Source organism: Desulfuribacillus alkaliarsenatis, assembly GCF_001730225.1.
In the GTDB taxonomy this organism is placed as follows: domain Bacteria; phylum Bacillota; class Bacilli; order Desulfuribacillales; family Desulfuribacillaceae; genus Desulfuribacillus; species Desulfuribacillus alkaliarsenatis.
Genome location: NZ_MIJE01000033.1, coordinates 171,197 through 196,096, shown reverse-complemented (window position 1 = coordinate 196,096; position 24,900 = coordinate 171,197). Strand labels below are relative to the sequence as shown.

At 32.9% G+C, this 24,900-nt stretch carries 36 protein-coding genes and 1 pseudogene; 35 read left to right on the top strand and 2 right to left on the bottom strand.

The genetic code is table 11. From position 1 onward, the window contains the following. The coding region (locus tag BHF68_RS12865) for a transposase (RefSeq protein ID WP_176719879.1) at nt 1-190 on the bottom strand (190 nt) is incomplete at its 3' end. Between the two features lie 560 nt (nt 191-750). Between BHF68_RS12865 and BHF68_RS12855 the strand changes: the two genes are divergently transcribed. The 32 genes and pseudogenes from BHF68_RS12855 (at nt 751) to BHF68_RS15720 (ending at nt 21,754) form a co-directional block, all read left to right on the top strand. Beyond that, entirely contained in the window at nt 751-1,320 is a 570-nt protein-coding gene (locus BHF68_RS12855) for a hypothetical protein (protein ID WP_069644059.1), read from the top strand. A 37-nt stretch (nt 1,321-1,357) separates the two neighbouring features. Next, nucleotides 1,358-1,519 (top strand): hypothetical protein, encoded by a 162-nt coding sequence (locus BHF68_RS15430; RefSeq protein ID WP_176719941.1) that lies wholly within the window; start codon nt 1,358-1,360, stop codon nt 1,517-1,519. Between the two features lie 10 nt (nt 1,520-1,529). Beyond that, nucleotides 1,530-1,841 (top strand): hypothetical protein, encoded by a 312-nt coding sequence (locus BHF68_RS12850; RefSeq protein ID WP_069644058.1) that lies wholly within the window; start codon nt 1,530-1,532, stop codon nt 1,839-1,841. A 68-nt stretch (nt 1,842-1,909) separates the two neighbouring features. Then, on the top strand, nt 1,910-2,398 hold the full coding sequence (locus tag BHF68_RS12845) for a hypothetical protein (protein ID WP_218070364.1): 489 nt from the start codon (nt 1,910-1,912) through the stop codon (nt 2,396-2,398). A 517-nt stretch (nt 2,399-2,915) separates the two neighbouring features. Next, nucleotides 2,916-3,449, top strand: a complete 534-nt coding sequence (locus tag BHF68_RS12835; RefSeq protein WP_069644055.1) for a hypothetical protein — start codon at nt 2,916-2,918, stop codon at nt 3,447-3,449. Nucleotides 3,450-3,550: 101 nt separating this feature from the next. Continuing rightward, complete coding sequence (locus BHF68_RS15915; RefSeq protein WP_367114265.1) at nt 3,551-3,685, top strand: DUF6019 family protein; 135 nt, start codon at nt 3,551-3,553, stop codon at nt 3,683-3,685. Between the two features lie 142 nt (nt 3,686-3,827). Next, complete coding sequence (locus BHF68_RS12830; protein WP_069644054.1) at nt 3,828-4,547, top strand: hypothetical protein; 720 nt, start codon at nt 3,828-3,830, stop codon at nt 4,545-4,547. Between the two features lie 80 nt (nt 4,548-4,627). Further along, a complete protein-coding gene (locus tag BHF68_RS12825) occupies nt 4,628-5,491 on the top strand; it encodes a hypothetical protein (RefSeq protein WP_069644053.1) in 864 nt (287 codons plus the stop codon). A gap of 37 nt (nt 5,492-5,528) precedes the next feature. Next, nucleotides 5,529-5,693 carry a hypothetical protein gene (locus BHF68_RS15425; RefSeq protein WP_176719940.1) on the top strand — a complete coding sequence of 55 codons (165 nt, stop codon included), beginning with the start codon at nt 5,529-5,531 and terminating at the stop codon, nt 5,691-5,693. Nucleotides 5,694-5,695: 2 nt separating this feature from the next. Beyond that, the gene (locus tag BHF68_RS12820; RefSeq protein ID WP_069644052.1) at nt 5,696-6,229 is read left to right on the top strand and encodes a hypothetical protein; all 534 of its coding nucleotides are present in this window, start codon (nt 5,696-5,698) and stop codon (nt 6,227-6,229) included. A 35-nt stretch (nt 6,230-6,264) separates the two neighbouring features. Then, the gene (locus BHF68_RS12815; RefSeq protein ID WP_069644051.1) at nt 6,265-6,876 is read left to right on the top strand and encodes a hypothetical protein; all 612 of its coding nucleotides are present in this window, start codon (nt 6,265-6,267) and stop codon (nt 6,874-6,876) included. A 45-nt stretch (nt 6,877-6,921) separates the two neighbouring features. Then, on the top strand, nt 6,922-7,584 hold the full coding sequence (locus BHF68_RS12810; RefSeq protein ID WP_069644050.1) for a hypothetical protein: 663 nt from the start codon (nt 6,922-6,924) through the stop codon (nt 7,582-7,584). Between the two features lie 458 nt (nt 7,585-8,042). Beyond that, nucleotides 8,043-8,633: an RNA polymerase sigma factor gene (locus BHF68_RS12800; RefSeq protein ID WP_069644048.1), complete on the top strand. Its 591-nt coding sequence runs from the start codon at nt 8,043-8,045 to the stop codon at nt 8,631-8,633. After that, a complete protein-coding gene (locus BHF68_RS12795) occupies nt 8,623-9,387 on the top strand; it encodes a DUF4367 domain-containing protein (RefSeq protein WP_069644047.1) in 765 nt (254 codons plus the stop codon). Before BHF68_RS12800 ends, BHF68_RS12795 begins: the two co-directional genes overlap by 11 nt. Before the next feature lie 142 nt (nt 9,388-9,529). Continuing rightward, complete coding sequence (locus tag BHF68_RS12790; RefSeq protein WP_069644046.1) at nt 9,530-10,315, top strand: DUF4367 domain-containing protein; 786 nt, start codon at nt 9,530-9,532, stop codon at nt 10,313-10,315. Between the two features lie 26 nt (nt 10,316-10,341). Next, entirely contained in the window at nt 10,342-11,046 is a 705-nt protein-coding gene (locus BHF68_RS12785) for a hypothetical protein (RefSeq protein ID WP_069644045.1), read from the top strand. Between the two features lie 22 nt (nt 11,047-11,068). Next, the gene (locus BHF68_RS12780; RefSeq protein WP_069644044.1) at nt 11,069-11,482 is read left to right on the top strand and encodes a hypothetical protein; all 414 of its coding nucleotides are present in this window, start codon (nt 11,069-11,071) and stop codon (nt 11,480-11,482) included. A 37-nt stretch (nt 11,483-11,519) separates the two neighbouring features. After that, entirely contained in the window at nt 11,520-12,149 is a 630-nt protein-coding gene (locus BHF68_RS12775) for a hypothetical protein (RefSeq protein ID WP_069644043.1), read from the top strand. Nucleotides 12,150-12,199: 50 nt separating this feature from the next. Next, entirely contained in the window at nt 12,200-12,928 is a 729-nt protein-coding gene (locus BHF68_RS12770; RefSeq protein WP_069644042.1) for a DUF4367 domain-containing protein, read from the top strand. A gap of 19 nt (nt 12,929-12,947) precedes the next feature. Beyond that, nucleotides 12,948-13,028 (top strand): annotated as a pseudogene (locus BHF68_RS15865) (SHOCT domain-containing protein); the annotation flags it as partial. Nucleotides 13,029-13,114: 86 nt separating this feature from the next. Beyond that, the gene (locus BHF68_RS12765) at nt 13,115-13,555 is read left to right on the top strand and encodes a hypothetical protein (protein ID WP_069644041.1); all 441 of its coding nucleotides are present in this window, start codon (nt 13,115-13,117) and stop codon (nt 13,553-13,555) included. Nucleotides 13,556-13,611: 56 nt separating this feature from the next. Continuing rightward, nucleotides 13,612-14,169, top strand: a complete 558-nt coding sequence (locus BHF68_RS12760; RefSeq protein WP_069644040.1) for a hypothetical protein — start codon at nt 13,612-13,614, stop codon at nt 14,167-14,169. Nucleotides 14,170-14,491: 322 nt separating this feature from the next. Further along, on the top strand, nt 14,492-14,818 hold the full coding sequence (locus BHF68_RS12755) for a hypothetical protein (RefSeq protein ID WP_141706288.1): 327 nt from the start codon (nt 14,492-14,494) through the stop codon (nt 14,816-14,818). Between the two features lie 40 nt (nt 14,819-14,858). Next, a complete protein-coding gene (locus tag BHF68_RS12750; protein ID WP_069644038.1) occupies nt 14,859-15,437 on the top strand; it encodes a hypothetical protein in 579 nt (192 codons plus the stop codon). A gap of 313 nt (nt 15,438-15,750) precedes the next feature. Further along, entirely contained in the window at nt 15,751-16,473 is a 723-nt protein-coding gene (locus BHF68_RS12740; protein ID WP_069644036.1) for a hypothetical protein, read from the top strand. After that, nucleotides 16,470-17,204, top strand: a complete 735-nt coding sequence (locus BHF68_RS12735) for a hypothetical protein (RefSeq protein ID WP_069644035.1) — start codon at nt 16,470-16,472, stop codon at nt 17,202-17,204. The genes BHF68_RS12740 and BHF68_RS12735 overlap by 4 nt, the downstream gene beginning before the upstream one ends. Before the next feature lie 142 nt (nt 17,205-17,346). Next, nucleotides 17,347-19,323: an S-layer homology domain-containing protein gene (locus tag BHF68_RS12730; RefSeq protein ID WP_069644034.1), complete on the top strand. Its 1,977-nt coding sequence runs from the start codon at nt 17,347-17,349 to the stop codon at nt 19,321-19,323. A 199-nt stretch (nt 19,324-19,522) separates the two neighbouring features. Further along, entirely contained in the window at nt 19,523-19,801 is a 279-nt protein-coding gene (locus BHF68_RS12725) for a spore coat protein CotJB (RefSeq protein WP_069644033.1), read from the top strand. A 33-nt stretch (nt 19,802-19,834) separates the two neighbouring features. Continuing rightward, entirely contained in the window at nt 19,835-20,485 is a 651-nt protein-coding gene (locus tag BHF68_RS12720; RefSeq protein WP_084019431.1) for a manganese catalase family protein, read from the top strand. Nucleotides 20,486-20,498: 13 nt separating this feature from the next. Next, nucleotides 20,499-20,735, top strand: a complete 237-nt coding sequence (locus tag BHF68_RS12715; RefSeq protein WP_069644032.1) for a spore coat associated protein CotJA — start codon at nt 20,499-20,501, stop codon at nt 20,733-20,735. A gap of 151 nt (nt 20,736-20,886) precedes the next feature. Then, on the top strand, nt 20,887-21,546 hold the full coding sequence (locus BHF68_RS12710; protein ID WP_069644031.1) for a hypothetical protein: 660 nt from the start codon (nt 20,887-20,889) through the stop codon (nt 21,544-21,546). A gap of 85 nt (nt 21,547-21,631) precedes the next feature. Then, nucleotides 21,632-21,754 carry a hypothetical protein gene (locus BHF68_RS15720; RefSeq protein WP_301553642.1) on the top strand — a complete coding sequence of 41 codons (123 nt, stop codon included), beginning with the start codon at nt 21,632-21,634 and terminating at the stop codon, nt 21,752-21,754. A gap of 179 nt (nt 21,755-21,933) precedes the next feature. Here BHF68_RS15720 and BHF68_RS12705 read toward each other — a convergent pair whose 3' ends face one another. Continuing rightward, on the bottom strand, nt 21,934-22,404 hold the full coding sequence (locus BHF68_RS12705; protein WP_069644030.1) for a hypothetical protein: 471 nt from the start codon (nt 22,402-22,404) through the stop codon (nt 21,934-21,936). A gap of 178 nt (nt 22,405-22,582) precedes the next feature. On the opposite strand from BHF68_RS12705, the gene BHF68_RS12700 reads away from it, so the two are divergent. From BHF68_RS12700 to BHF68_RS12690, 3 genes are read left to right on the top strand one after another with little or no spacing between them, the layout of a single operon-like run. Then, the gene (locus BHF68_RS12700) at nt 22,583-23,008 is read left to right on the top strand and encodes a helix-turn-helix domain-containing protein (protein ID WP_218070363.1); all 426 of its coding nucleotides are present in this window, start codon (nt 22,583-22,585) and stop codon (nt 23,006-23,008) included. Nucleotides 23,009-23,049: 41 nt separating this feature from the next. Next, nucleotides 23,050-23,481: an ImmA/IrrE family metallo-endopeptidase gene (locus tag BHF68_RS12695; protein WP_069644029.1), complete on the top strand. Its 432-nt coding sequence runs from the start codon at nt 23,050-23,052 to the stop codon at nt 23,479-23,481. Between the two features lie 52 nt (nt 23,482-23,533). After that, nucleotides 23,534-24,865, top strand: a complete 1,332-nt coding sequence (locus BHF68_RS12690) for a glucose-6-phosphate isomerase (protein ID WP_069644028.1) — start codon at nt 23,534-23,536, stop codon at nt 24,863-24,865. Nucleotides 24,866-24,900 lie beyond the last annotated feature (35 nt).

Genomic DNA, 24,900 nt, shown 5'->3' with positions numbered 1-24,900 from the left:
TATAACCATTACGACTATTACCAGTGTTAATGCCTCTGGAATCATTCTTTGGATACCCAAGATGATTTTCCATCTCTGCTTCAAAAATTTCTTGGAGAGTATTCTTGAATAGTTCTTTCATCTTTTCCTGGATATCTTCTACTGTACGACAATCTTTTGCTAATTCCTTAGCTAACGTACTACTTTGCATAAACGATCAACTCCTTAGTGGTAAGTTTAACCATTTACACAAAAGTTAGTACATTCTCAGTAATATTGTCATAGGGGTTCGTTTTACACTGGCATTAATACTTTTCTTATTGTCAGGACTATTATTTTTTCGAGACATGAGTAAGGTAGATATAGCAAAATCAGCAACTCTTGTTGTCATTTACTATGCTTTAATTATAGCTTTTGAACAATTTTTGATTTCTATTGGGAAGTATTCATTAATTCTTGTATTACTCTTTATACCAACAACAACATATTCAGTTATTCATCAATTGTTTTTAAGTTTATTTGAATTGTCAATTTGGATAGGTTTAATATTAAGTGTTTTTGCTCCGTATCTATACGTTTTGTTTGGGAAAAGGCAATATAACATAGAAGGAAATTAGAGTTTATTAAGCATTATACGTAGCAGTACATGACTGTAGTACAGTCCACTCCTAACTACAAATTCTAACATAAGGCTGTATAGATGATTATCTGGGATTTTGCAATGTTTCATGTATGCAACGGAGTTCAGTTTTAAATGAAAAGAGGGAGAGTATGAAGAAAGGTGTACTAATTACAGCAACTATCTTACTAATAATTTTATTTAGTAATGCATTTACGGTAAGGCTGGATGGGCTTAGTGCAGCTCTAGCAAATCCTTTAGTACCAAATGATTCAACATTAGTAGATCAAGTAGACTATAGTTGGTGTTCTCTATACATATTAGAAACCGATAAAGGACCAATAACGGCTATAAGTAATAAAGTAATAGGGATACTTTGGAAATCAACCACATCAATTAGCTATTATTCACACGATGACCCTGTCAAAACGCTTGGTGGAGCAAATTGGTCGAGCAGGGGTAGAGAAGCGACTGTTTTTAGTGTTCAAGTAGAAGATGATAATGTGTCATATATTGAGGTTGGTTCGTTAGACAGCAGAAAAAGAAAAGAGGCAGTCATAGGAGAACCTATTACATTTTCATGGGATAAAGAAATTCCATTTAATGAATTAGACGCTAAGGCATTAAATGATAAAGGTGAAATATTGTATGAGTATCGTAATTCTAAGATTCATCATAGCTCTGAAAATATAAGATGGTATTCAGTAGAAGCTGATAATTAATACGTCCTTACGTGGACATTCAAGGGGAGATATTGATATGAAGACTATTCGAGGGTGCTTATTACTAATGGAAAAGAAAAAAATACCTATTATCTTTTTTCCTTTCTACTTAATTTATATATTTGTGTTTTATATGTTATTAGGGGTCAGTAATGATATTTGGGATGATGTGTTAAAGAAGATTGATAAGAACAAGTAGGTTTGGGTATTTGTGGTTACACAAAGATGCAGAAATCATATTAAACGACTCTAAGGAAAGATTAATTGAAAAAATTGTGTTAGATAATGATTTAGAAGTTCAAATGAACAACATTAAAAGCTCAGTAATTGGCAATAGGCATCCTATTAAACTATACACAATACATACGGAAAATATCGGAATTGTAGAGTTAATACCTGGTAATGAACTTATAAGGAGTTTTCATATAGATGCAGACAAACTTGAAAATAAGGACAACACTATATATTTTGCAATTGAATGGGGAAATAAAATAGAGATAATTGAGGCAACTAAGGAATAGGTCTAAGTTGCAGCATACTGCTTCTCTTGATTCAGGTGCATATTTAAATAGATAAAATTAGGGAGGCTATGATGTTTAGAAATAGGCAATCAAAATTGATATTTTCATTAATATTGATTGGTGTTATAGCTGTAGCTATTTATTATAACGAAGCGAGCTATAGAAAAGTGCATAATCTGGTAGAATTAGAGGAATTGAAAGCAGGTTCTACGTATTACAAGAAATATAATGAGAACGGTGAGGTTGTTGAAATAAATATTGATGCTTCAGAGCATGCTACACGTATTTTAGCTAATGATGTTAATTATGTAGTGGATAATAATGAGTTGTTTGAGATACTTTCAAAGTATAAAGGTAAGAAGAGCAAAATCAAATATTCACCTTATAGTGGAGATGATGTTGTTGTAAAAATATTGCTCCAAACAAATCATGGATTTAGGCAGATTATGCTAGGGAACTTTAATATATGGTATGAGCCAGGCGATAAGAGAGCTTATGAAATTATTAATGGCGAAGAACTACTTAATGATATATTAATGTTAGCAAATGATAAATAGAGCTAAATTTGACAGTAGAACATATCAGGATTTAAAACTATCAAAAGGAGAATGACTTTTTCAGCAGAGACGGGTTTCTTTTTAGATAAGGATTTAATCGATAAAGTAAGATTAAAAACAGAATTTCTAATTAAGGTACATTTGTAAAGGATTATTTATAATGTTAAAGGGTGAACTAATTATAATTTTTTAGTACATTAGTTTCGATACAACCAATAATTAGATATGAAAAAGACGGTGTAAGTTACGGCGAGTTTACCTCAATTTTTTTTGCGAGGGGTACAAATTGGTTTTGGAGAAGAACACTATAAATACAAACTGGAAATACCTAAAAAGGTTTTTGATGTTTACAATCAAACAAGTAAAGAACGAGTAAACGTAACTATTGAAGGATTTTTTACAAAAGACGATAAATTAATTTTTGGAGTCTCAGACGGGTATGAAGCCGCTTTAATAGAAAATTACAATAATAAATAATAGAGTTATAAGGGAATCTTTATTTGAAAGGAAGTTAGTTATGTCAGTAAAATCATTAGCATTTTTATCTATAAGAGTTCTATCAATTTGTTTTATTGCAATTGGGGTTAGGTACATTGGTAATGTTGTATCCATTTCGCTGCCTGGTTTCATGGGTGTTAATGACCCTGGTTATTTTGAAATGTTTATCCGCTTCTCTATACCAGCAATAGTGCTTTTTGTAATAGGTGTAATTTTATGGATATTCGCAGGGGGAATATCAAACTTTCTTGTCTTAAAAGAAACCAATATAAAAGAGTCTACACATATAGACATAGAGAAGGTAGAGGCATTCGTTTATTCCTTTTTTGGTTTAATAATAATATTGATTAGTATACCAGAGCTTATTCAAAATATTTCTCAAGCTACAATACAAGCTACAATAATTAATAAAGAAATCTTTATGTACCAAAGACATATTTGGTACTCGAATATAATCGTAGAAATAATCAAAATTTCATTAGGGATCTTCCTAGTATTACAAGCGAATACTATTAAAAAAATACTAAAAAGGTTAAGGGAAATGGGGACATAGGTAAACACTCAGCGTTCTGCTAAACTGTACATTGGAGCATAGTTACGCCTAATAACGCAGGAATAATAGATTATTTGTGATAGGAGTGAAAATTAAAGATTATGGAATTTCATTTTTTTGGAGCATTATTATCAATGATACTTTTAGCTATTCCAGCGGTAGTACTATATTTTATTATTAAACTGGCCGTGAAAAATGCAATGAAAGAATTAAAAGAAGATAAAACCCACGAATAGGGGGTGTATACACGCCTAAAGAACATCTGTGAAAGCGCATTGCAATAAATACAAAGGCAATTTGAGTGACCTCAGCATCCTATGAAAATGGTATTAGTTCAGGTAGTAGTAATTGATTTATAAAGTCATTTGGAGGTGTTTGATGATTTTAAAATATATTACGATGTTAATAATTGTTCTCTTTTTACTCTCAGCATGCATCGATAATGATTCACTATCGAATAATGCTGAGACTAATATAGAAATGATGACGATTGATGATGAATTATTTAAATACTTTAATCAAGCAAGTGATGAAAACAATTTTTTTAAAACTATGGTTAATAGCATTGAGAGTAATTTTAAACATATAAGTTTTAATGGGTTAACTATCAGGAGCTATTCATTACTAAATAATGAATATATTATACTTGCTGAGAAGGTATATGATTACTCAAATGAATTAGAACAAATAGACAATATAAATGGCAATACTGATTTGATTATGGAAACATGGGAATTTATTGATCAGGACAGACAACGATATATATCAATGCATAGTTTTCAAAAGATTACAATTCATAATATAGACGAAAACCAATGGTATACGTTGGGGTTTAGTTATATGAACGAGGACATTAAATTCAGATATATTAACATAGATGTAGAAGACTCAAGTGGAATATTAAGAGATGGATACTATTATTTAGAACATAAAGATAGTCATTATAAAAATAATGGTAACTATATAGCTCTTTCAAAAAGCAGGGGACTCAATGCTCAATCTTTTCTTATACACCCATCAATGGTCAGGGGAAACCTATACACTAGTGCAACATATGAAAGCCCATATGAGTTAGGTATAGATGTATACATAAAATAGATACTCAAGGTAGCATCCTTATAGCTCTAGTGCAGAAGAGTAAATAGATATTGATTTAGTTATTAATGGGGGAATATTCTTTGTGGATTATTACATTACTAATTATCATTACTGGACTAAGCTATATATATTTAAAAAGCGAAAAAGATGAAAGTAATATAATCCTTAAGCTAATTGGATATTCCTTACTTGGCGCATTTTCTTTTATATTTAATGGATTACCAATACCGTTAGGATTTCTAATATTTTTATTGTTTTTAAAACCTAAAGTTGATAGAGTTGCGAAAACACGAGCTGTTTATTTAGGGCTTTTAGTGTTTTTAATAGGTATTATCAGCCCGCTGATAAGCAACTATTACTCTGAGAGGCCAGTTGAAGTTGTTACTTCAAGTAGCAACATATATATGCTAGATATTAAAGAAGATTGGAAAAATATTAAAAAAGAAATAGGATATCCGCGAGATTGGAAAATAGATTACTTTAGAGTAAATTATAATGAAGATGGAGAAATCAGAGATTTTAGATATGATTTAATAGGCCATTTAGAAAATAATACGATTTTGTATCGAGTCGAGTTTTTTCCAGATAAAAAAGTATATTCTATAACTGCTAGAAACGTTGAACAATGGCTTCAGTATGGAAGACTCGTATTAGCCGATAGATTTTTTGAAGTATTAGAAGAAATTAATTTGAAAGAAATAGTTAAACAACAAGAAGAGCTAGAATGGTACGTATTAGAAAGCAGGGGGGAGTATATAACCTCGGCAGAAAAAGATGTTGCACATTTCCAGTTTGGAGATGATGAAATTATACAGATAGATAATTCAGACTTACCCATAAGCGGATTTTACATATCTCTTTATGGAATGAATAAAACATCAAAAACATCGGCCCATCAATCATATATAGGTAGGAACTATATTAAATACTGGTTTCAGCATTAGAACTATTTGTTTTTATGCTTAAAAAGGGGGTACAATTTTGGATATAGGTTTATTAGTTATTGCTGTAGTAATAATTATGCCTTTAATAGCGTTGAGTAGGGTTTACAAATTAGAAGATACAGTTGAAAAATTAGGAAAAAAGATAGTTGAGTTAGAAGTTAAATTAGAAGAAAGAACAAAGGAATTTAAAGAGAGGAGCTAATAATGAAAAAATTATTTCAACTGTCTTTAATTTTGGCTATTGTTGTCATTATTACTGGATGTACTGAAGAAGATACATACAAAAAATATATATACAAGGGTGAAAGTGAACACTGGACGGCTGAATTTATTGTAGAAATAAATCCTTATTTAGCTGAGGAAAAAGCTGATTACCAATTTCAAAATGCTTTTCAGTATGGATTATCAAATCAACAAAATGATAATTATAGCAGTAATTATTTTGATGAAACAACTATAAAAACCCAAGAAAAACTAGTACTCACATATAAAGATGAAGAAGGTCTGTCAAATAATCGTCGAATTAAAATAATTATAGATACTCCTTTTGGGTCAAGTAAATTGATACAAGGGACTGGGTACGCTCCCAAAAGAGAATTTGTAGTAGGTGGGGGTGGCAGTATAAATTTGAAGAAACCTTATCGCGGAAATGAAACGATAACAGTCACAGTTGATTGGTCTGATGAAAATGACGTTATTTATAGTGAAGAATTAATACTGCATGGATACGAAACTTAAAGCATATAAACAATATTTCTTGAAGGGGTACCGGAATGGTTGTAAAGAAAATCGTCTATATTGCTATACTAGTATTAATAATAGCAACTTTATCTGTTAGTTGCTTATTTGATAATGAAAAATCAGCCTATGATACTCCTAGAGATGATAACTTAAATTCAAAGATTATATCAGAAGCACTTGAAGATGCTATACTGTCTTCAGAATTTGAAGAAGTCGTTCGTTTTAGATTGAAGCGCACGTTGAAAGAACTAGACATATATGCTGGTGAGTATATGGACTATAAAGATGACGACAAATATTTTGTATATGGAGTGGTTGGACTAACAGAAGATGATTTTAAACGTATAGAATTATTGTTGCGTGAAAATCAGCAAGGAGATATAGAATTTAAAGGTAAAATATTTCCTGCTGAGGTTACTTTAGATGAATTAGAATCATTAAGGGAAAATGTACATTTAGAGTTTATCAATAATGATGGCCGTCATGGGATTGTTTATACATATTCAGCTATAAGTATCTCTGAAAATAGAGTAAAGCTTGGTGTTCATGAACTAGACGATAGAAAGCTAGAAATTGTTCATAAAACATTTAATAATCACCCTGGTCTGAAAGTAGTAGATGGTGAATTTAGGAACTGGCATTGATAGAAAATAATATAATTCATACAAACTTACTATGGGGGTTCTCCAATGATGATTAAAAACAATGCATTCCTAGTATCGTTAATGATTTGCACAATGATACTTTTTACAGGCTGTGCCAGTAACGAATCTGTAGAAGAAAATCCAGATGAACTAATAGTGGAAAGTAATGGATTTAATATCACTACCAGTGATGAACAACTAGAAGAAGCTTTATCTGAAACTGCGGAAGATAAGGATATAAATAAAAAAGAATTTATAGAAGATAAAGAACCTTCTATTGAAAACAATTCTCCAAGATTAAGCACATATGAGTTAATGGATAGTGAAGTAGCAGAATTCTACTCTTATAATTATCAAGATAAATCAATGTATATTGCGGGTTTAAAATTGTTTGATGAATTTGGGAAAATAAATGAAGGTGGAGCTTCTATTAATAATGAAGAGAATATATTAAGATTTAATATTACTAAGGCAACAGGATCAGTTACAGGTACAATTGATGGACCACAAGTGACTTTCGATATGAATCTTACAACTAATGAAATTATAGAAAAAGAATTTAATCCTGCTCCAAATTATGCTGAATTAGGCATAACAGAATTCGCTCACAATAGTGAGAAAGTAATTGAATTGAGTGATGAGCGAATGGTTGAAATAGGGGTGTATTTTAAAAACCTGATTAAAGAAATAGACAAGAAGAATGAATAGATAATATACCTTATGATGTCAGCCCACTATAAATTTTTTTTAAAACCAGAGAGGAAGCCAGAGAGGAAGATAGTTTCAATTGACAAAACATTGTTAAACTCTAGAGGTGCGACTTTTTTTAACGTAGATTGGGCAAATGAGGACGCAATGAATTATATATGTAATGATTGCGGATATATCTTTTGGTTTGCTGATTACGACAAACATAAAAAGGAGCAAGATGAGTATGCTGTACAAGAAAATGAGTGTCCGAATTGTTATAGTAAAATAGATCCGAAAGACACAAGATGTAAAAACTGTGGTCATATTATATAGTCCTGAGATGCTGATAGGGGACGGTTTAAACAGATAAATTAAATAAGAAATAAAAGAAAAAATTGACTGAAAAGCAGGATATTTACATATTTTGTAGAAATGAAGTTTATACAAAATCTAATAAAATATGGAAAGGAAAATTCATGCTTAAAAAATTAGTCAGCATAATGAAGCGCAAGGATAATAGCCAGATTGAGATGCAGCGTTTTATTTACGATATGTTTTACAGTAAAGTATATAAAGCTATTTGCTATATAACCCGTGATCCAGATATAACCCAAGATATATTGCAAGAAACATTTATAAAAGCATTTAAGAATCTAGATTCAATTAAAGACCCTGAAAAGATGGGCGCATGGCTTACAACAATAGCTGTGAGAACTACTAAGGATTACTACAATAAGCATAATAAAAGTAACAATAATGTATCGATTGACAGTGAAGTGTTCGTTGAAATAAAACAAACAGAGTGGGTAGCAAAAACTGTAGAAAAATCAGTAGAACTAAGCACGCTAAAAGAACAACTAGCTAAGAAAATTGATGAGTTGCCGCCTGAATATAGAGAAGTATTTGTATTGAAATATTATGCAGAATTAACCTATGAAGAAATTTCAGAAGTTCTGGATTTAAAAGTCGGAACAGTAAAATCTAGAATACATAGAGCTAAGCAGAAATTACAAATAGAGATTAAGCAAGACCCTGGATGTATCGGGGGTGAAATGCTTGAACTATAAAAAGTATAACGAAGAAGAAATTCTAGAAGATGTTGTACATGAACAGTTAAAAAATATTGAAGCACCTGATCGGGATAAAGAGTTACTATGGAATCAAATTCAGGAAAAGCTCCACCATTCTAATAACAAGCCTCGAAATAGTTCAATGATTAAACTTATAGCAGGCATAGCTGCATCATTGCTTATATTTTTTGTATTTGCAATACAATCGAACAATAGCGGTACAGCTTTCTTTTGGTACATACAAAAATTCTTTGTATCAAATGATAGTACAACACAAATAACGTTAGAAACAGAAAATGAAAGCTCTGATAATGGCCCTCCAAGTAACGCAGATTCGAACATAGTATATTACTCTATTGAATATCATAACTACACTTTAGAACAAGCTCAAGAAATGATTGATTTCAATATTATTATTCCTAGATATATACCAGAGAACTATAAATTTGAATATGCATTTCCAGGGTTTAGAAGCTCACCTTACGAAATATCTCTGTATTATGAAAATAAGGATACTATTGATAGCATTACCATCCAACAGATATATCTTGGGGCTGATAACGATGCCACCGAAATAGGATTTAATGGTGTTGAAATTGAAAATACCTTTATATATGGTCATCAAATAACCATATTTGCATCTAACGAAGATAGACTGATATTGTTGTTGGAATTGCCCGATATAAAAATTATTATCTTAGGTTCTATAGATAGAAATGAGATGTTACGAATCGCTGAATCAATGTTATAAGTCAAAGCACAGTTTAAGCTGTGCTTTTTGTGCTTACTGAAGATTTAATCCAAAAAGTAATAAACAACTGGGAACTAATTAAGGATATTTTCAGTCAGTATTAATGAAAACAAAAAGAGAATTGCTCGTGGAGTGAAAATGAATGAACAGAAACAAAGATATCGACGAACAGCTTTTTAAAAAAGCTATTAAAATGCAGATAGATAAGATAGAGGTACCCAAAAATGAAAAACTAAAGAATTGGGAAAAGATTCAGGGAGAGCTTACTCTATCAAATAGCAAGCTAAGAACTAGCAAGAAACGATTTGTTGTAGCTGGTCTGATAGCTTCGTTTCTCATATTTATTGTAACTATATATGTATCTAATTCAGATAGTACTGCTTTCTTTTGGAACAAACAAAAAACAATAATAAAGAGTGGATCTACCACTCAAATTATGACGGGAACACAAACTCAACACCTAGACATAGATGACTTTGTACGGGATATCGATGATAGCGTTGTATTTTACGATTTAGAAAGGAAAGTGTTTACGATTGAGCAGGCAAAAGAAATAGCGAATTTCGACATTATCATACCTGCATACATTCCAAACAACTTTGAATTTCAATATGTAGTGGCTTTTGTTTTGGAAACGTTATATGAAACTAATGAGGTTAGGCTTCACTATGAAAGCGCTGACATAAATCGTCCGTTGAAAATTAGACAGCAGTATTATGGTGAAGCCTTTGGTCATACCATGGTCGTAGACCATGAAGACACAAAAATAGAGCACCTAACCATTGATAATAAGAGCATTACATTGTTTACATTTAAAGATGATTCTTTAATTTTATGGTTAGAACTGCCGCACATGTTAGTAACTATAGATGGGTTTATAGACAGAGACGAAATATTTCAAATAGCTCAATCAATGATTGAGCATTAAGATTAATATACTATGGAGGGATTAGGGTGAATGAAATAAACACCAAGTATGTTTCATTAGTAGCATTTACATTACTAGTTGGAATTTTTTATACTACAAACCCAGGAACGAAAGATTTTATATTGTTTACCATACTTACAGCCATGTTAATAGGATTACTATCTGTATGTAAACATTACTATATAAAAGACGAGAATTCATTAAAAGAGCAGATTATTTATATGTGTTTATCAATGGTTTTGTTATCAATCTATTACATATTAGTGTTAGAAATTATTAGTTTCCCATTGGACTATAAGTTATTTATTTTAATCTGGATTGGTAGTATTTTAAGTGTGCTGCGTCGGCATTTAAATCTATCATACATGGAGAACGCAGTTTTGCTTATAACTGTGATAACGATTTTTTCAGTAAGCGTATATGATGACTATAAGAACAGGCCTACGACTATTATTGACTTTTATTTTCAAAACATTATAAATGAAACAACCTATGAAGGGCTTCAAAATCTATATGTAGATAGTGAGCGTCCTAATTTCACTAAAGAAACCTATAATGAGCTAAGTCCATTTCTAAATAATCCACCGCGAAGATTTCATCTGCCAGTTTTATTAGAATATGCTGGTGGCAGGACAATATTGCTAGTGACAGAATATTCAGAGGAATATGAAACTTTACAAATTCGTAATATTAGCATTTTGCCAGAAGAACTAGTTTCGTTATTTAAATAAGAGATTTAGGAGGTACTCTATTTTGAAAAAAACCTATGTTTTATTAACGCTAATACTCATTATTATTATAGTCGGTTGCTCTTCAAATACGAGTCCTTTATTTAAAGGTTTTTATCAGAGTGATGGACACATTAATGGTTATTTTGTTCAAGTGTCTATCCAGCCAGATAACAACAGCTTTACTAAATATATTGATAACAGGGAAGTAGATAAAGGGACCTATAAACAAGTAGAAAACAATGTTTATGAAATAAATACTGCAAAGCAAAATTTCGAATTAACCTTAAATGATGATAATTCGTTTGAGATTGTTATTAGCAAGCTAAATAACGGAGAACCAATTTTATTAAAGAGAGTTAGTAGCACTCCAACAACATTTCCAGCAATTTTTAACGATGTAGATGAATATAAAGATTTACTCGGTTCAAAACAATAGTAAATCAGTTTAAGCCATAAATACTAGGAGGAATTTAATGGAAACTAAAAACAATCGTTCCATAAAGGAATACAGGAGCATTATTGAATTAGTGCTGATTATATCAATCGTCATCAATTTGTATCAATTTCATAACTTTCGATCCATCAAAGCAGACGAACATAAGCAGAATGTAACAATTATTCAAAGAACCGTAACTGATAGCGAACGGCTCTATAGGATTATTAATAATAAAATATTGGATTCAGTGGATTCCAAAGAAGTACAAATTACATTTGATAGTACTAGAGTAAAGGACTGGAATGCTATTGTTTCATGGAGTAGAGAATCGACAAACCGGATTGAACAGTTTAAATATAACCGAAAGAATTTCTCGCAAAAAGAGTATCGCAGTTTACAATATATTATAAGCTCAACAGGGTATATTCTCAATCATATAAATAATGAGATATCAACAAGAAATCCAGCTTTTACAATTCTGCCAGAGGAAATCGAAACAATAGAAACAATTGCAGAAATATATCAATTGATAAGTAATGGTATCACAGTAACACAACAGGATGTACAATTTGATCATGAATTGATGAAATCGTTAATTGAACCATTTAGTAGAATTGATAACAGTGGTTGGGTGGAATTGATGGAAGAAGAATTTTTAACAGATTAAATTTTAGTCATTACTAATGAAGATAAAAAACAATTGCTCGTGGAGTGAGAATGAATGAACGAAAAAAATCTATCCATGAACAGCTCCTGAAAAAAACTATTAAAATGCAGATAGATAAGATAGAGTTACCCAAAAATGAAAAACAAAATAACTGGGAAAAGATTCAGAGAGAGCTTACTCTATCAGATAGCAAGCCGAGAACTAGCAAGAAACGATTTGTTGTAGTTAGTTTAGTAGCATCGCTTCTCATATCTATTGTGGCTATATATGTAGTGGGACCTACCACTCAAATAATGACAGGAACGCAGACTCAACATCTAACTCCAGATGATTTTATATGGGAGATAGATGACAGTATTGTATTTCATGAATTAGAGAGTAGAGAGTTTACGATTGAGCAGGCACAAGAAATAGCAAATTTTGATATTATCATACCCGTCTACATTCCAAACAACTTTGATTTACAATATGTAGTTTCACCTGTTTCTGAAATATATTATAGAACCAATCATATTACACTTCACTATGAAAGTGAAGATATGGACTATCCACTTACAATAGAACAGCAGTACTATGGTAAAGGCTTTACACTTGGTATGACTGTAGATCATGAAGATACAAAAATAGAGCATCTTACCATTGATAACAAAACTATAACATTGTTTACATTTAAAGATGGTAAGTTGCTGTTATGGTTAGAGCTACCACATATGTTAGTAAGTATAAGAGGGTTTATAGACAGAGACGAAATATTTCGAATAGCTCAATCAATGATTTAAAGCATATTTACGAAAACTAGATAATTTACATAAGGATGGCTTGATTAATCAGGAAGAATATCAACTAAAGCGTAAAGAAATAATGGATCAAAATTGGTAGTTTATATAAATAGAATTTACATAATGCTAAAAACTAATAGCAACGGCTCAAGGAAATTACTTTAGAAGTAAATGGAGGAATTAACAGTGAGTAGTAACACGTTTGTATTTTTATTACTATTAATCCTAGTGTTGTTAACAGGATGCAGTCTATTAAATATTACAGAATCAAACACTTTGGTTTTTACCCATGAAAGTGAAAATTGGAAAGTTTTATATATTGAAAAAGTCTCAGAACCTATAAATAAAAATCAACCTGGCAAACAAATAAGTAGTAAAGTTGAAATACGTTACTTAGGAAATCATATTGAGGATATTTACAAAATTAAGTATTCATATAAATCTAGCGCTGGAAGTGGCTCATCAGAGACGACTCTTTCAGAGAGTGGCATAATAAGCTCTGGCATTGTGACTAGTAGTGGGACATCAACACCAGAAGACGGTATTGTTAACTTTACAATTGAATGGAATGGACAAATCGAGGAGTTTGAGTTCAAGAGTGATAAAAGCATTGTCTTTGTTTTCTAAGATATACCAATTGTCATTCAAGTCTTACAAATATCATTATTGGAGAATACAAAAATATGAATAGTAAAACGGTTATGTATATGTTAGTTTTCTCGATTATATTTTTATTTTTAATAACTTTAAACCTAAACATGAACTTAAAAACCGCAGAGCAGGCGCATAAGAAAGAACTTGCATATCATTTCAATGAAATAGGATGGGAGTTTACAAAAGCAAGTGAAATGCTCGCTGTATATCATGGGGATTTAAGTCCTTTAGAAAAAGAACTATTTAATAAAGCATACCTGTCACATATTAGTACTATTATGCAATCAAACGATAGGATTGTGAGAAATCAATGGAAATCTATACCAGATAACTACAGTTTGTCCATAGTAGACTACCAAGGAGAAGATAGCCTTATATATTTCATGAATAGTTTTAATGATAATCTAAATGAAGAGAATGCCAAATTATTAAGTGAATTTTGTTACGAAGTAGGTAAGATGTTTTATAATCTATCAACTGAAGAATTTGATGTGTTTTTTTCAGGAGACTATAAATACATACTTGAAGAAATGTTTATTGATATTCATGACGAAATCGATCTCCTAAAATATGAGTTAGAAAACTAACGTGCTAATTAATAACACAATATTTTTATATAGAGAACATGATTTAGTCGGAGGGCAGCAAATGAAGAAAGCAATCTTTATTATAACAATAATCTTTTTAACATTGTTGTTTTTTGGTGGTAATATTCTCTCTTTAAGTTAAGCAATAAATTTTAACAATGATAATAATATTAAAATCATAATAACTGAGAAAGATGGACAATATGGACAGAGATATTTTGCTTTATATGAAGAAGATGAATCATATGGAGTGATTGCTATTAATAGTATTGGATTATTCAGAAATATAGAACATTATGCTAGTAGACATTTTGATGAAGGAATGGGTTTTCCGTTTGATGTTATCTGGTCGCAAAAGGGAGAAGGAAAATACTTGGTAGGAGTTAAAGTTAATGATACAAGAATTTCTTATGTGGCAATTGGTAACGGCCCCCAAATTTCCTCAACATCGAATGAAGACTATGATTTAACTCATGAAGAAACATTGCAAATGAATGATATTTACGAAACAGCAGTCGTCAAAGATAATTATGTTTTATATGTCTTAGATAACTTTAATCAAGTAAGTGGGATGATTACAGCTTTTGATAAAGAAGGAATATTAATTGCAGACAAATTCCCCTCAGAGAACCCAAGATTACTTAAGTAAATATTACAATAGGTAATGGTTTAGATAGGAGGTCTTTAAGATGGAAGCTGATGCTAATAATACTGAAGAGAAACCTTCAAATGATAACATTAATTATAAGAAAAAATTTAGAATATGTTTGGCGATAATACTAGTTTTAAGCTTTCTTTTATATGGGCAATGGACAAGTAGAACTGATATGTATATAAGTTCAAGAACAAGCCTAACAGTATATTTACACCAATATAAATTTCATATTGAAAAGTATTTAAATGAAGGCGATCAGTATCACCTACATGTTGCAGATAGCTATACATTACCTATAACAGCAGGGGCAGCTTTGTGTAATTTCTACTATCAAGATAGACTAGGATTTGAGTTGAGAAGAAACTTTAATACGATATTTGATAGATTTTCTTTTAATGTATTTGACGCTACAACAGAGGAGTTAAATCAAAGAGTAGAAGATGTAGAGCGAATTTTGGAAGCAATCTATCATGAGCCGATGAGAGTTAGGTACTCTACAAATAACTCCCTAATTCCTATAAATCCATACACTAAGAAAAGAGCTAAAGCTCTTCTCGAGGTTACAGATGAAATCATTAATAATAGAATTGAAGATAAAGTATTAATTAGATAGATGCAAGAAGTAGAAAGGAAATAAAACATCAATGAAAAAGGGAATCGTTTTATTGATTTTAAATATTGCTAACTTAATCTTAATTACCTACATATACTTAAAATTTAATGGATATGAGGCATTTTGGGCAGTAGAAAACCCAAGTGAAAAGGTTTTGATAAGGCATTACTTCATGGGCGTATCTATAATTATATTACTTTTTACTAGTGTTACTCTATCGTTTTTGATCATAACCAAAAACATAATACAAAAACAATAACAATAACATAAAGTGCTTGCCGCACAAGCAGTCTCTAAGCGGAGGGATTATAAGATGGGATTTTTGCTAGGCATACCTATGAATATCATTGAAGTACTGGTTGTTACTTTATCTTGGAGTCTTATTATTTATCTAATGTATTATTTTTATCAAAAGCAAGAAGTGAAGCCGAAAATTTGGAAGGTATGTATAGCTTTGTTAGGAGGATTTTTTACTTTAGATTTTAATTTTCCTATTTTAAATACGCTTATTAAAATGCCAATTTTGCCATTAGGAGTTTGGATGCTTTATTGGTATGCTTCATCACGTGAAGGGGCGTGGGATAAATACCGTCGTTTTGCTTGGTTAGGTTTTTCAGCTAACTTTATTTTTATTGCAGCTATAATTTTAAGTATCTTCCTGCACTCCGCAGCCTATCCAAAGAGTAATATCTCAACATATATTGCACATTATGAAGAGGCAGTTATTATTCAACTTCATCCTTCTGCAGCGGAAGTTGTCTTTGACAAGGAAAGCTTTGATCTGCTATTACCATCATTTGAGGAAGAGCAATTAGATGCTGTCGATTGGTATAATGATATGCTTTTCTTAGAATCACATGAAAGAGTGGAGTTGTTTCCTTATTATTTAAGTGGCACGACACCCAAATGGGGAAGTGGTTTGCTTATTATGATATATGTAGAAAAGGATGGAAAAGGTGTTTTAATAGATTCGGTGGATAAACAACGATATTTTCGTAGCCATGAATCGCTTTTGAAAGGCGGTAATAACGAATGATACAGAAAAAAAGTCGTTTTTTAGCAATCATTGTTATATTTCTTGTATCAGCTGGCTATCTATATTTTTACTTCTTTTCAAAACCGACAGAATTTCTTAAAGAGGATGACTTAATTGAAACCATAAATCGCTATAATTACAATCCAGATGCGATAGAAATACAAGATATTATTTTTTTAGGAGATACACACGTGTTTGTTCCATTCATTCATGAGCATGGATACGGAACTAGCTATTGGTTTTGGAAAAATCGAAAATGGGAACTAGCTGGAGTTAGTACAATTCAACAACCAACACTTTGGAAGGTTAATCCAAAGGATCCTTCCACGTATGTTGTTCTCTGGAATATTAACCCCGACAATCTTATGACTACTTTTGATATTTATTTATTAAATCGAAGGGGATATATAGTAAGTAATTATGTTCACCGGTATACACCTGGAGTCCAACTACATTTCAGCGTGCCGTTCGAAAAAGATGTAAAATCGTATGGTGTACAGTCACTTCCAAAGGAATGGATTGCATTTCTTGATTCTTTTTTGAAAGTAGAAAAATCTAAATATCCAACAACATTATTTAGCTTCCAGCATAGCAGAATTAATTATAGATGGATTCCTTATGATGATAATGGTGAAGTTTCCTTTCCAACTTTTAATCAAGGGACAGGGCACAGCACTGGTAATATAAATTTATTATATATTTCTAGACTTCTAGAACACGAGCTAGAATAGAACATTTAGTTATTAGGAGGGAAAAGTATAGTTGAGACTAGACAATAATGAAACCAGATATAAATAAGAAGTTTATACAGAAAAGACGTTCGTAAAACAACTTAATAACTTATGTTGTAGACGGAAAAGGAGAGGATTAACTATGAGGAGAAGATTATTTCTTATAGCATTTCTATGTATAGTTACAGTAATGGTGATTACAACTGTGCATGTAGAGGGAAATGACATAGATTCTGTGAGCAGTAACAATTATGCAGATTTAACTGGTGCATCTAGCTTCTTGCTTGACCGAGCTGTCGTGAGGCTTGATAATGGTAACGCAGCAATTATAGATACTCAAGGACAAATTATTAAGGAGTTCCCTGCCGGATATGGTGCACCATTTTTCATAGCAGACTGGACAGATGGTCTTTTGCGCATATCGAATGATGGAGATCGCTATTCAGCAATTGGATATTATTCAATTGAGGATGGAAGTCTCGTGATTGACCATCAGTTCTACACAGCTGGCCCTTTTGTTGATGGTTATGCTGTGGTTTCACAGCGAACAGGGAATGGCGTTATTAACAAGCAAGGTGAGTTTGTTATAGAGCCTCAATATAACTTTATGGCGTATATGGGAGAAGAGCGGTTTTACGCAAACACGTACTCAGGAACGCGGTGCTTACTTGATTTAGATGGGAATCAGTTATTACAAGTACCTGGAGCGACTCCGCATTTTCAACCATTTGCTTATGGTCTTTCTAGCTACTATAACAATAGTACGGGAGAGACAAGCATATTTAATGTCGACGGTGAGATTCTAGTAACATTGGAAGCAGATAAAGCGGCCGTTATACAAAGTGCGGAAGTCGCTAATATTGAGCGCAACGGTCAAACGGTGTATCTAAGTATAAGAGATGGGGAGTTATTCTGGGAGGATGACCAAAAACATTATAGTATTGGTGCAGGTGTTGAAATGCGCATTAACCAGTATGTGAACATTCCAAAGAATTATCAACCCTATGTTGACCCTTATGAGAGAATTTACTATCCAGTTCTTTCAGGATATAAAGACGAGCAGCTAGAAGCGCATATCAATCAAGAGCTATATGATTTTTTTATCTGGCACAGACCAGAAACGGAGTATGAAATAATGTATAAAGTAGGCGAAGTTATTACACATGTTGAGGGACATGTGGGCTCGTTTACAAAAGAGAGTCGTTATGGTGTTATTGACATGGAAAGCAATTGGAACAGTGTGACTTTGAATATGGATTTGGCGACAGGTAGGGTGTACACACTCGGAGACCTGCTGTTACCAGGAGTTGAAAAGGAGTTAGAGGAGCATACTTTACCTATAGAAAACACGACAGAATTTGCACTGATTGATGGTGGACTCCGTTTCTACCAGATCATCCCAGGATTTAGGGCGATAGACCCTGGTAGAATTCTTTCAGTTGTTGTCGATTTTGATGAAATCGATAATCTAATAAACAAAAATAGCGACTTCTGGTTGGCGTTAACAAAGGGTTCAATGGAGAATGCAAACAGAGCGGCGTTACCATTCCCTGATATGCCAGCTTCTCACTGGGCATATGCCTATACAAAAAGCGTATTTGAAGCGGGTATCATGCAGGGTGATGGCAAAAACTTTATGCCAAATGATGCAATCTTATATGAGCAGGCAGCAGCAGTGTTTTCTCGTTTGCTGTTAGAAAGCACAGGTGAGCACCTCCAACGAGCAGATCGAGATCCTAATGAGCCGTGGTATGTAGCAGAACTCGAGTCAGCAGAAAGACTAGGTATTCTAGAAGGACTAGAAGGTATGGAAATTGGAACGACAATGAGACGAGATGATTTGATGGTCATGCTTGCTAATGTACTTAAGAAAAAAGGTCTTGTAAAATCCATGTCAACTGCTGAGGTAAATGAAGTCCTATCTCGTTTTCAAGATGAAGGGGATATTCCAGATTTCAAGCGGGACTCAGCAGCTATGAGTGTGCAGGCTGGGTTTATAACGGGGGCAGGAAATCTGATTTTGCCAAATGAAACATACACCAGGGCACAGGCAGCTAAAATTTTGACATTGATACATCAAGAGAAAATTGATAATATTGAAAATCAAATTAAAAAGTAAATTATATAAAAGCCTAGGAATTAGCAAATCAGGAACACATTTGTATATGTGATGATATACAGATGTGTTCTTTTATTTTTAATTATGCATTCGCCTAAGCCCATTTTACCCTAGACAAGCTACAGTTAAGTAAAACCGGGAATAGATTATCCTAGGCTATAGTTTACGCCTACAACTTTTGTTAGGAGGTTATAAGGTTATGAGTAAGGCTACTACAGAGTCATGTAAGAAGATGCCTAGAGAGCAAATGCTGAAAGAAATTCAAGCTCTTGAGTTCGCATTATTAGAGATTAATCTATACTTAGATATGTATCCAACAGATAAAAGGGCTGTTTGCCAGTACAATGTTCTCTCGGAGCAAATGAACATATTAAAGACAGAGTATCAAATGGAATACGGTTCTTTATATAATTATGGTGAATTCCCAAGTAAATACCCTTTCGATTGGGTAAAAACACCATGGCCATGGGAATTATAGCTCAAAACTATCTTTGAAGGAGGAAAGATTACAGTGTGGATTTATGAAAAGAAATTACAAATACCAGTACGTGTAGAAGGCTGCGACCTACAGATGGCTAAATACTTGATTACTCAATATGGTGGACCAGATGGTGAGTTGTCAGCAGCTTTAAGATACTTAAACCAAAGATATTCAATGCCTAATGAAAGAGCAAAGGCGTTATTAACAGACATCGGTACAGAAGAACTTGCTCACTTAGAAATCATCGCGACATTAGTATATAAGCTAGTAAAAGATGCAACTCCTCAGCAAATGAGAGAGGCTGGACTAGGAGCTCAATATGCGGACCATGATAATGCACTATTCTATATGGATGCTGCTGGAAATCCTTGGACGGCAGCGTATATCCAAGCAAAAGGTGATCCAATCGCCGACCTAACAGAAGACATAGCAGCAGAGGAAAAAGCTAGAGCTACTTATGAGAATTTAATAGATTTAACAGATGATAGAGGAGTTAAAGACGCGCTTATGTTCCTGCGTGAGCGTGAAGTAGTACACTCCCAAAGATTTAGAGAAGCATTGTTCTTAGTAGAAGAACATTATAAGCATCAGCCGCAGGACCCTCATCAATTCTGTCAGCCTGTAAGGGGTTCGGAAATATTCACAGATACAAATATTAATCCTGACGAAATCTTAAGGTAAAGGAGGAAGAAAAATGGAGAACGTACAAAATAACGAGACTGTTGAACAAACTGCTAGCACAGAATCTACAGCAGATGTGGAACAAACACCTGTAATGCCAATTTATCCAGTAAAGCCGATGCCATTTGACCCCTTCTGTCCTCAGTTTCCACCTATGGAAGCATTAGAGAAAGGTACGTTATTTAAATGGTTATACGATCCGTATGTTCCTGAGCGTCCAGTGCGTAGAAGACGCGGATTGTTCGGGTAAAGTCCTAAGTTGTTTTTAAACATAAATGCTATTGAAGTGACTACAGAAATGCTGTGGTCACTTTTTATGCCTAAAAATAACATTATATACCAGGAATATATGGGGGAGTGTCGAAGTACTGTATAACGTCTTAGCTAGAAGGGAGATTCTAATGAGTAGGCGTAGTGAGGATATGAATGCAGAAGTACAGTTATCAAGGTTTTTAGATAAGCATTTCTATACGTGGTTAGAGAAGCAAAACAATAATATTTCTGTGGAGAGAAGTACAGACCCTAATGACCAAATGAAAGGGATTGATATCTGTATACATTCTGAAAAAGGAAAACTATTTATAGATGAAAAAGCCCAACTTTACTTTATAAATAAGGGTCTACCTACCTTTGCTTTTGAAATAAGTTTTATGAATCGGAAAAAGGAGTTGGCAGAAGGCTGGCTCTTTAATAACGAATTACTTACCGATTATTATCTTTTAATTTGGCCTTATGCTACGAAAAAAGAAAATGTTAAAACAGAGGATTACACCAGACTCGAGTGCTTACTGATAAAGAAGAGAAAGATTCAAAATTATTTATCTAACAAGGGTTGGAATAAGGATAGAATTTATAAGAGAGCTAATGAAATTCGAAAAGAGTCCTTGTTTGGAAAAATAGAAATAGAAAATGAATCGAACTTCTATTTCTTCTTCTCAAAGCCAAAAGATTACAGCGAACAACCAATAAATATAGTAATAAGAAAGAACGTTTTGCGTGAATTGGCTAGTAGAGAATACGTTGTAACTAAAACCTACGTGGAAGAAGTAAAATTTTTTTGATTTTTTTTAAATTTCCTATTGCCATGAGAACGACTGTTCGTATATAATATAAACAAACAAACGTTCTTTGGTTAGGAGAGGTATTATGCTAGAAGTTTTACACAGTTTACCTTGGTGGTCTGAGTCGATATTTTTCATAGTCTATTCTTCGATTGGACTAACGGTTTTAACATTAACTCTTAGATGTGATAAAGTTGAAGAAAAATAAACCTATAGAACTCAGGATCAGACAGTAGGCAGTTATCAAGATGATAGCTGTCTACTGTTTTTTTAACAGATACTATTTGTCCTTTCGACAAGCAGTGTCGACGATTGTCAAACTGTCTAATTTCCCACGCAATAGGAATTTAGACAACTAGACAACTAGATAACTAGAGAATTAAATAATTAAAAATCAAAATACTGGTTCCTTACTACGTTGGCTATTGCTACATGCTGTTTGCACTTATCGTATTTAGTGAGGACGGGTATAATGTTACGACTGTTTTTCAAGATAATAGTGGCCCCAGAAGTGATAGCAGCCTCTTCGATTGTTTCTATACTGTCGAGGGCAATGTAACCATAGGCTCCATCATTTTCACCTATAGGTCGCCTTACTTTAAAAGGAATAAGGATACAGTTAGGACTCAATGGTATAGGCAACAGCTGCTTTCTAGCAAAAAAGTTTTCTGTTTTCGTTTTTAATAGATTTACATTGTAAGGGGAATGCATCTTGATTTCATGGAGCCAATTTTTAAGCGATTGGTCATGTGTCTTATGAGTGCCGTCAGACCAAATTGTTGATGTGATATTGGCCCCGTTCGTATCGTAGGAAGGTAATGCTGCTGATAGCTTGTCTAACAAGAGTAAAGAAGACATATAATTCAACCTCCAGTATTTTTTGCGTTGCATTTTTGGGATGGTAGACTTATTTTTCCATAAATTTGCTAGCTTGTCAACCACTTATGCAACAAAAAAACAATTAAAATTTTTAATTCGTTGCATTTTTGATGCTTAATGGTATAATATTGAATATATCAATATGGAGGCATTAATTATGGATAAGCAAATAGATTTAGATAGTGTAAGTGATGTAGTATTACGTGTAAAGCAAAAAAGAATTGCCTTAAATTTATCCTATCAAGATTTAGCTGAAAAGACAGGTATTAGTAAATCGACATTGCAGCGTTATGAAACTGGGGCTATTAAGAGTCTTGGAGTAGACAAGCTAGAAATATTAGCAGAAGCACTTAAGACAACGCCCGCATATTTAATGGGCTGGGTACAAGAACCGAAATCATTAGCTAAAAACACTTTTACATCGGCAAAAGAGGCAATGGAATTCATTCTTAGTACACCTGTATTGATGAGATATGGCGGCTATGATGTTAATAACATGTCAAACGAGCAGGTAGTGGAATTTGCCAATGAGCTGTTGCATCACTTAGAATTAGTAAGTTATAAATACAAGAGCAGGCGTTAAATTAGTAAAATAAAAATACGCATATAAATGGAGGGGAGTACGTGGAGGCTCAAGCAATTATAGATTTAGCTCTTAAATTGAGAAATAAATATAGAACTAATAACCCTTTTGAAATAGCTTCGACACTTGGTATTAGAATAAACTATATTGTATCAGACAATCAGACTAAAGGTTATGTTGTAAATGCTACACAAAGCCCACTAATTCTTATCAACAAAAAATATAATTATACTTCGCAAAAAGTGGTTTGTGCACATGAGCTTGGACATGCTTTAATGCATACAGAAAGTTCCATAAACCATTTTCAAAGAGATAGAAATAGTAGTAACTCAGAAAATATTAGAGATGAATATGAAGCAAATTTATTTGCAGTTGCATTGTTGTTTAATCATGATGAGTTAAATATGAAATTATTAAACATGAGTAATTATATGCTTAAAAGTATACTAGACTATAACATTACTAATATATAATGAATAAATGGGCTTCATCGTAATTACCTAAGTATCAGAGAGGTGTGTTTAAATGTCGAAGGTATCGTTTGAATGGAATCAGCAAAATAGTTTTGTTACAGTGGATGAAGTTAATACATATAAAGCTGAGGTAGCAAGTCTACATAAAGTATTACATAACAAAACAGGTGCGGGAAATGAGTTTTTAGGCTGGCTAGACTGGTATGAAAGAGACCATGTCGAGGAGCTACAAAAGATAGAAAAAGCTGCTAAGGACATTCAAGGACATTCAGAAGTATTAGTTGTTATAGGTGTAGGTGGCTCCTATATTGGTGCTAGGGCGGTAATAGAAACGCTTCAGCATACATTTTATAACGAATTACCTAATAGCAAAAGAAAAACACCCCGAATCTTTTTTGTAGGCAATCATGTAAGCTCAACATATTTATCGGACTTGATTGACATAATTGAAGATTTTGAAGTATCCATTAACGTGATATCAAAGTCTGGTACAACTACAGAGCCAGCAATCGCCTTTCGAGTCTTAAAGGACTGGATGGAGAAAAAGTACGGAAAGGCAGAAGCGGCTAGAAGAATTTTTGTAACTACAGATAAAGAAAAAGGTGCTTTAAAAACATTAGCGCTAAAGGAAAACTATGAAACATTTGTAGTTCCAGATGACGTTGGTGGAAGATATTCAGTTTTAACAGCAGTTGGATTATTGCCAATATCTGTTGCTGGAATAAATATTCAAGAGCTTATAGATGGTGCCGTTGTGGCAACTAAGGATTTAAGAAATCCTACTCTATTAGAAAATGACAGTTACCAATATGCCGTACTACGTAACATTCTCAATAAACGAGGTAAAAGTATTGAGTTATTAGCCTACTATGAGCCTAATCTTAATTACTTTGCTGAGTGGTGGAAGCAGTTATTTGGTGAGAGTGAAGGTAAGGATGGAAAAGGAATATTTCCTGCATCGGTAGGGTTTTCTACAGACTTACATTCCCTTGGACAGTATATCCAAGATGGACATCGACACTTGTTTGAAACTGCATTATATGTTGAAAAACCAAGACATGACATTATTGTAAATATAAACGAACATGATTTAGATGAACTAAACTACTTAGCAGGTCAACCAATGTCCTATATCAATCAAAAGGTTTTAGAAGGAACGACATTAGCACACACTGCCGGAAATGTTCCTAATCTTAAAGTAACAATTCCAGCATTAACGGCATATCACGTTGGCTACTTAATTTATTTCTTCATGAAGTCCTGTGCAATGAGCGGCTACCTGCTGGGGGTTAACCCGTTTGATCAACCAGGAGTTGAAGAATATAAAAAGAATATGTTCGCGCTCTTAGGTAAGCCTGGGTATGAAAATAGATTAAAGAATTAGAAGGAAAGATGTAAAATTGTAAAAAAAATCAAGAT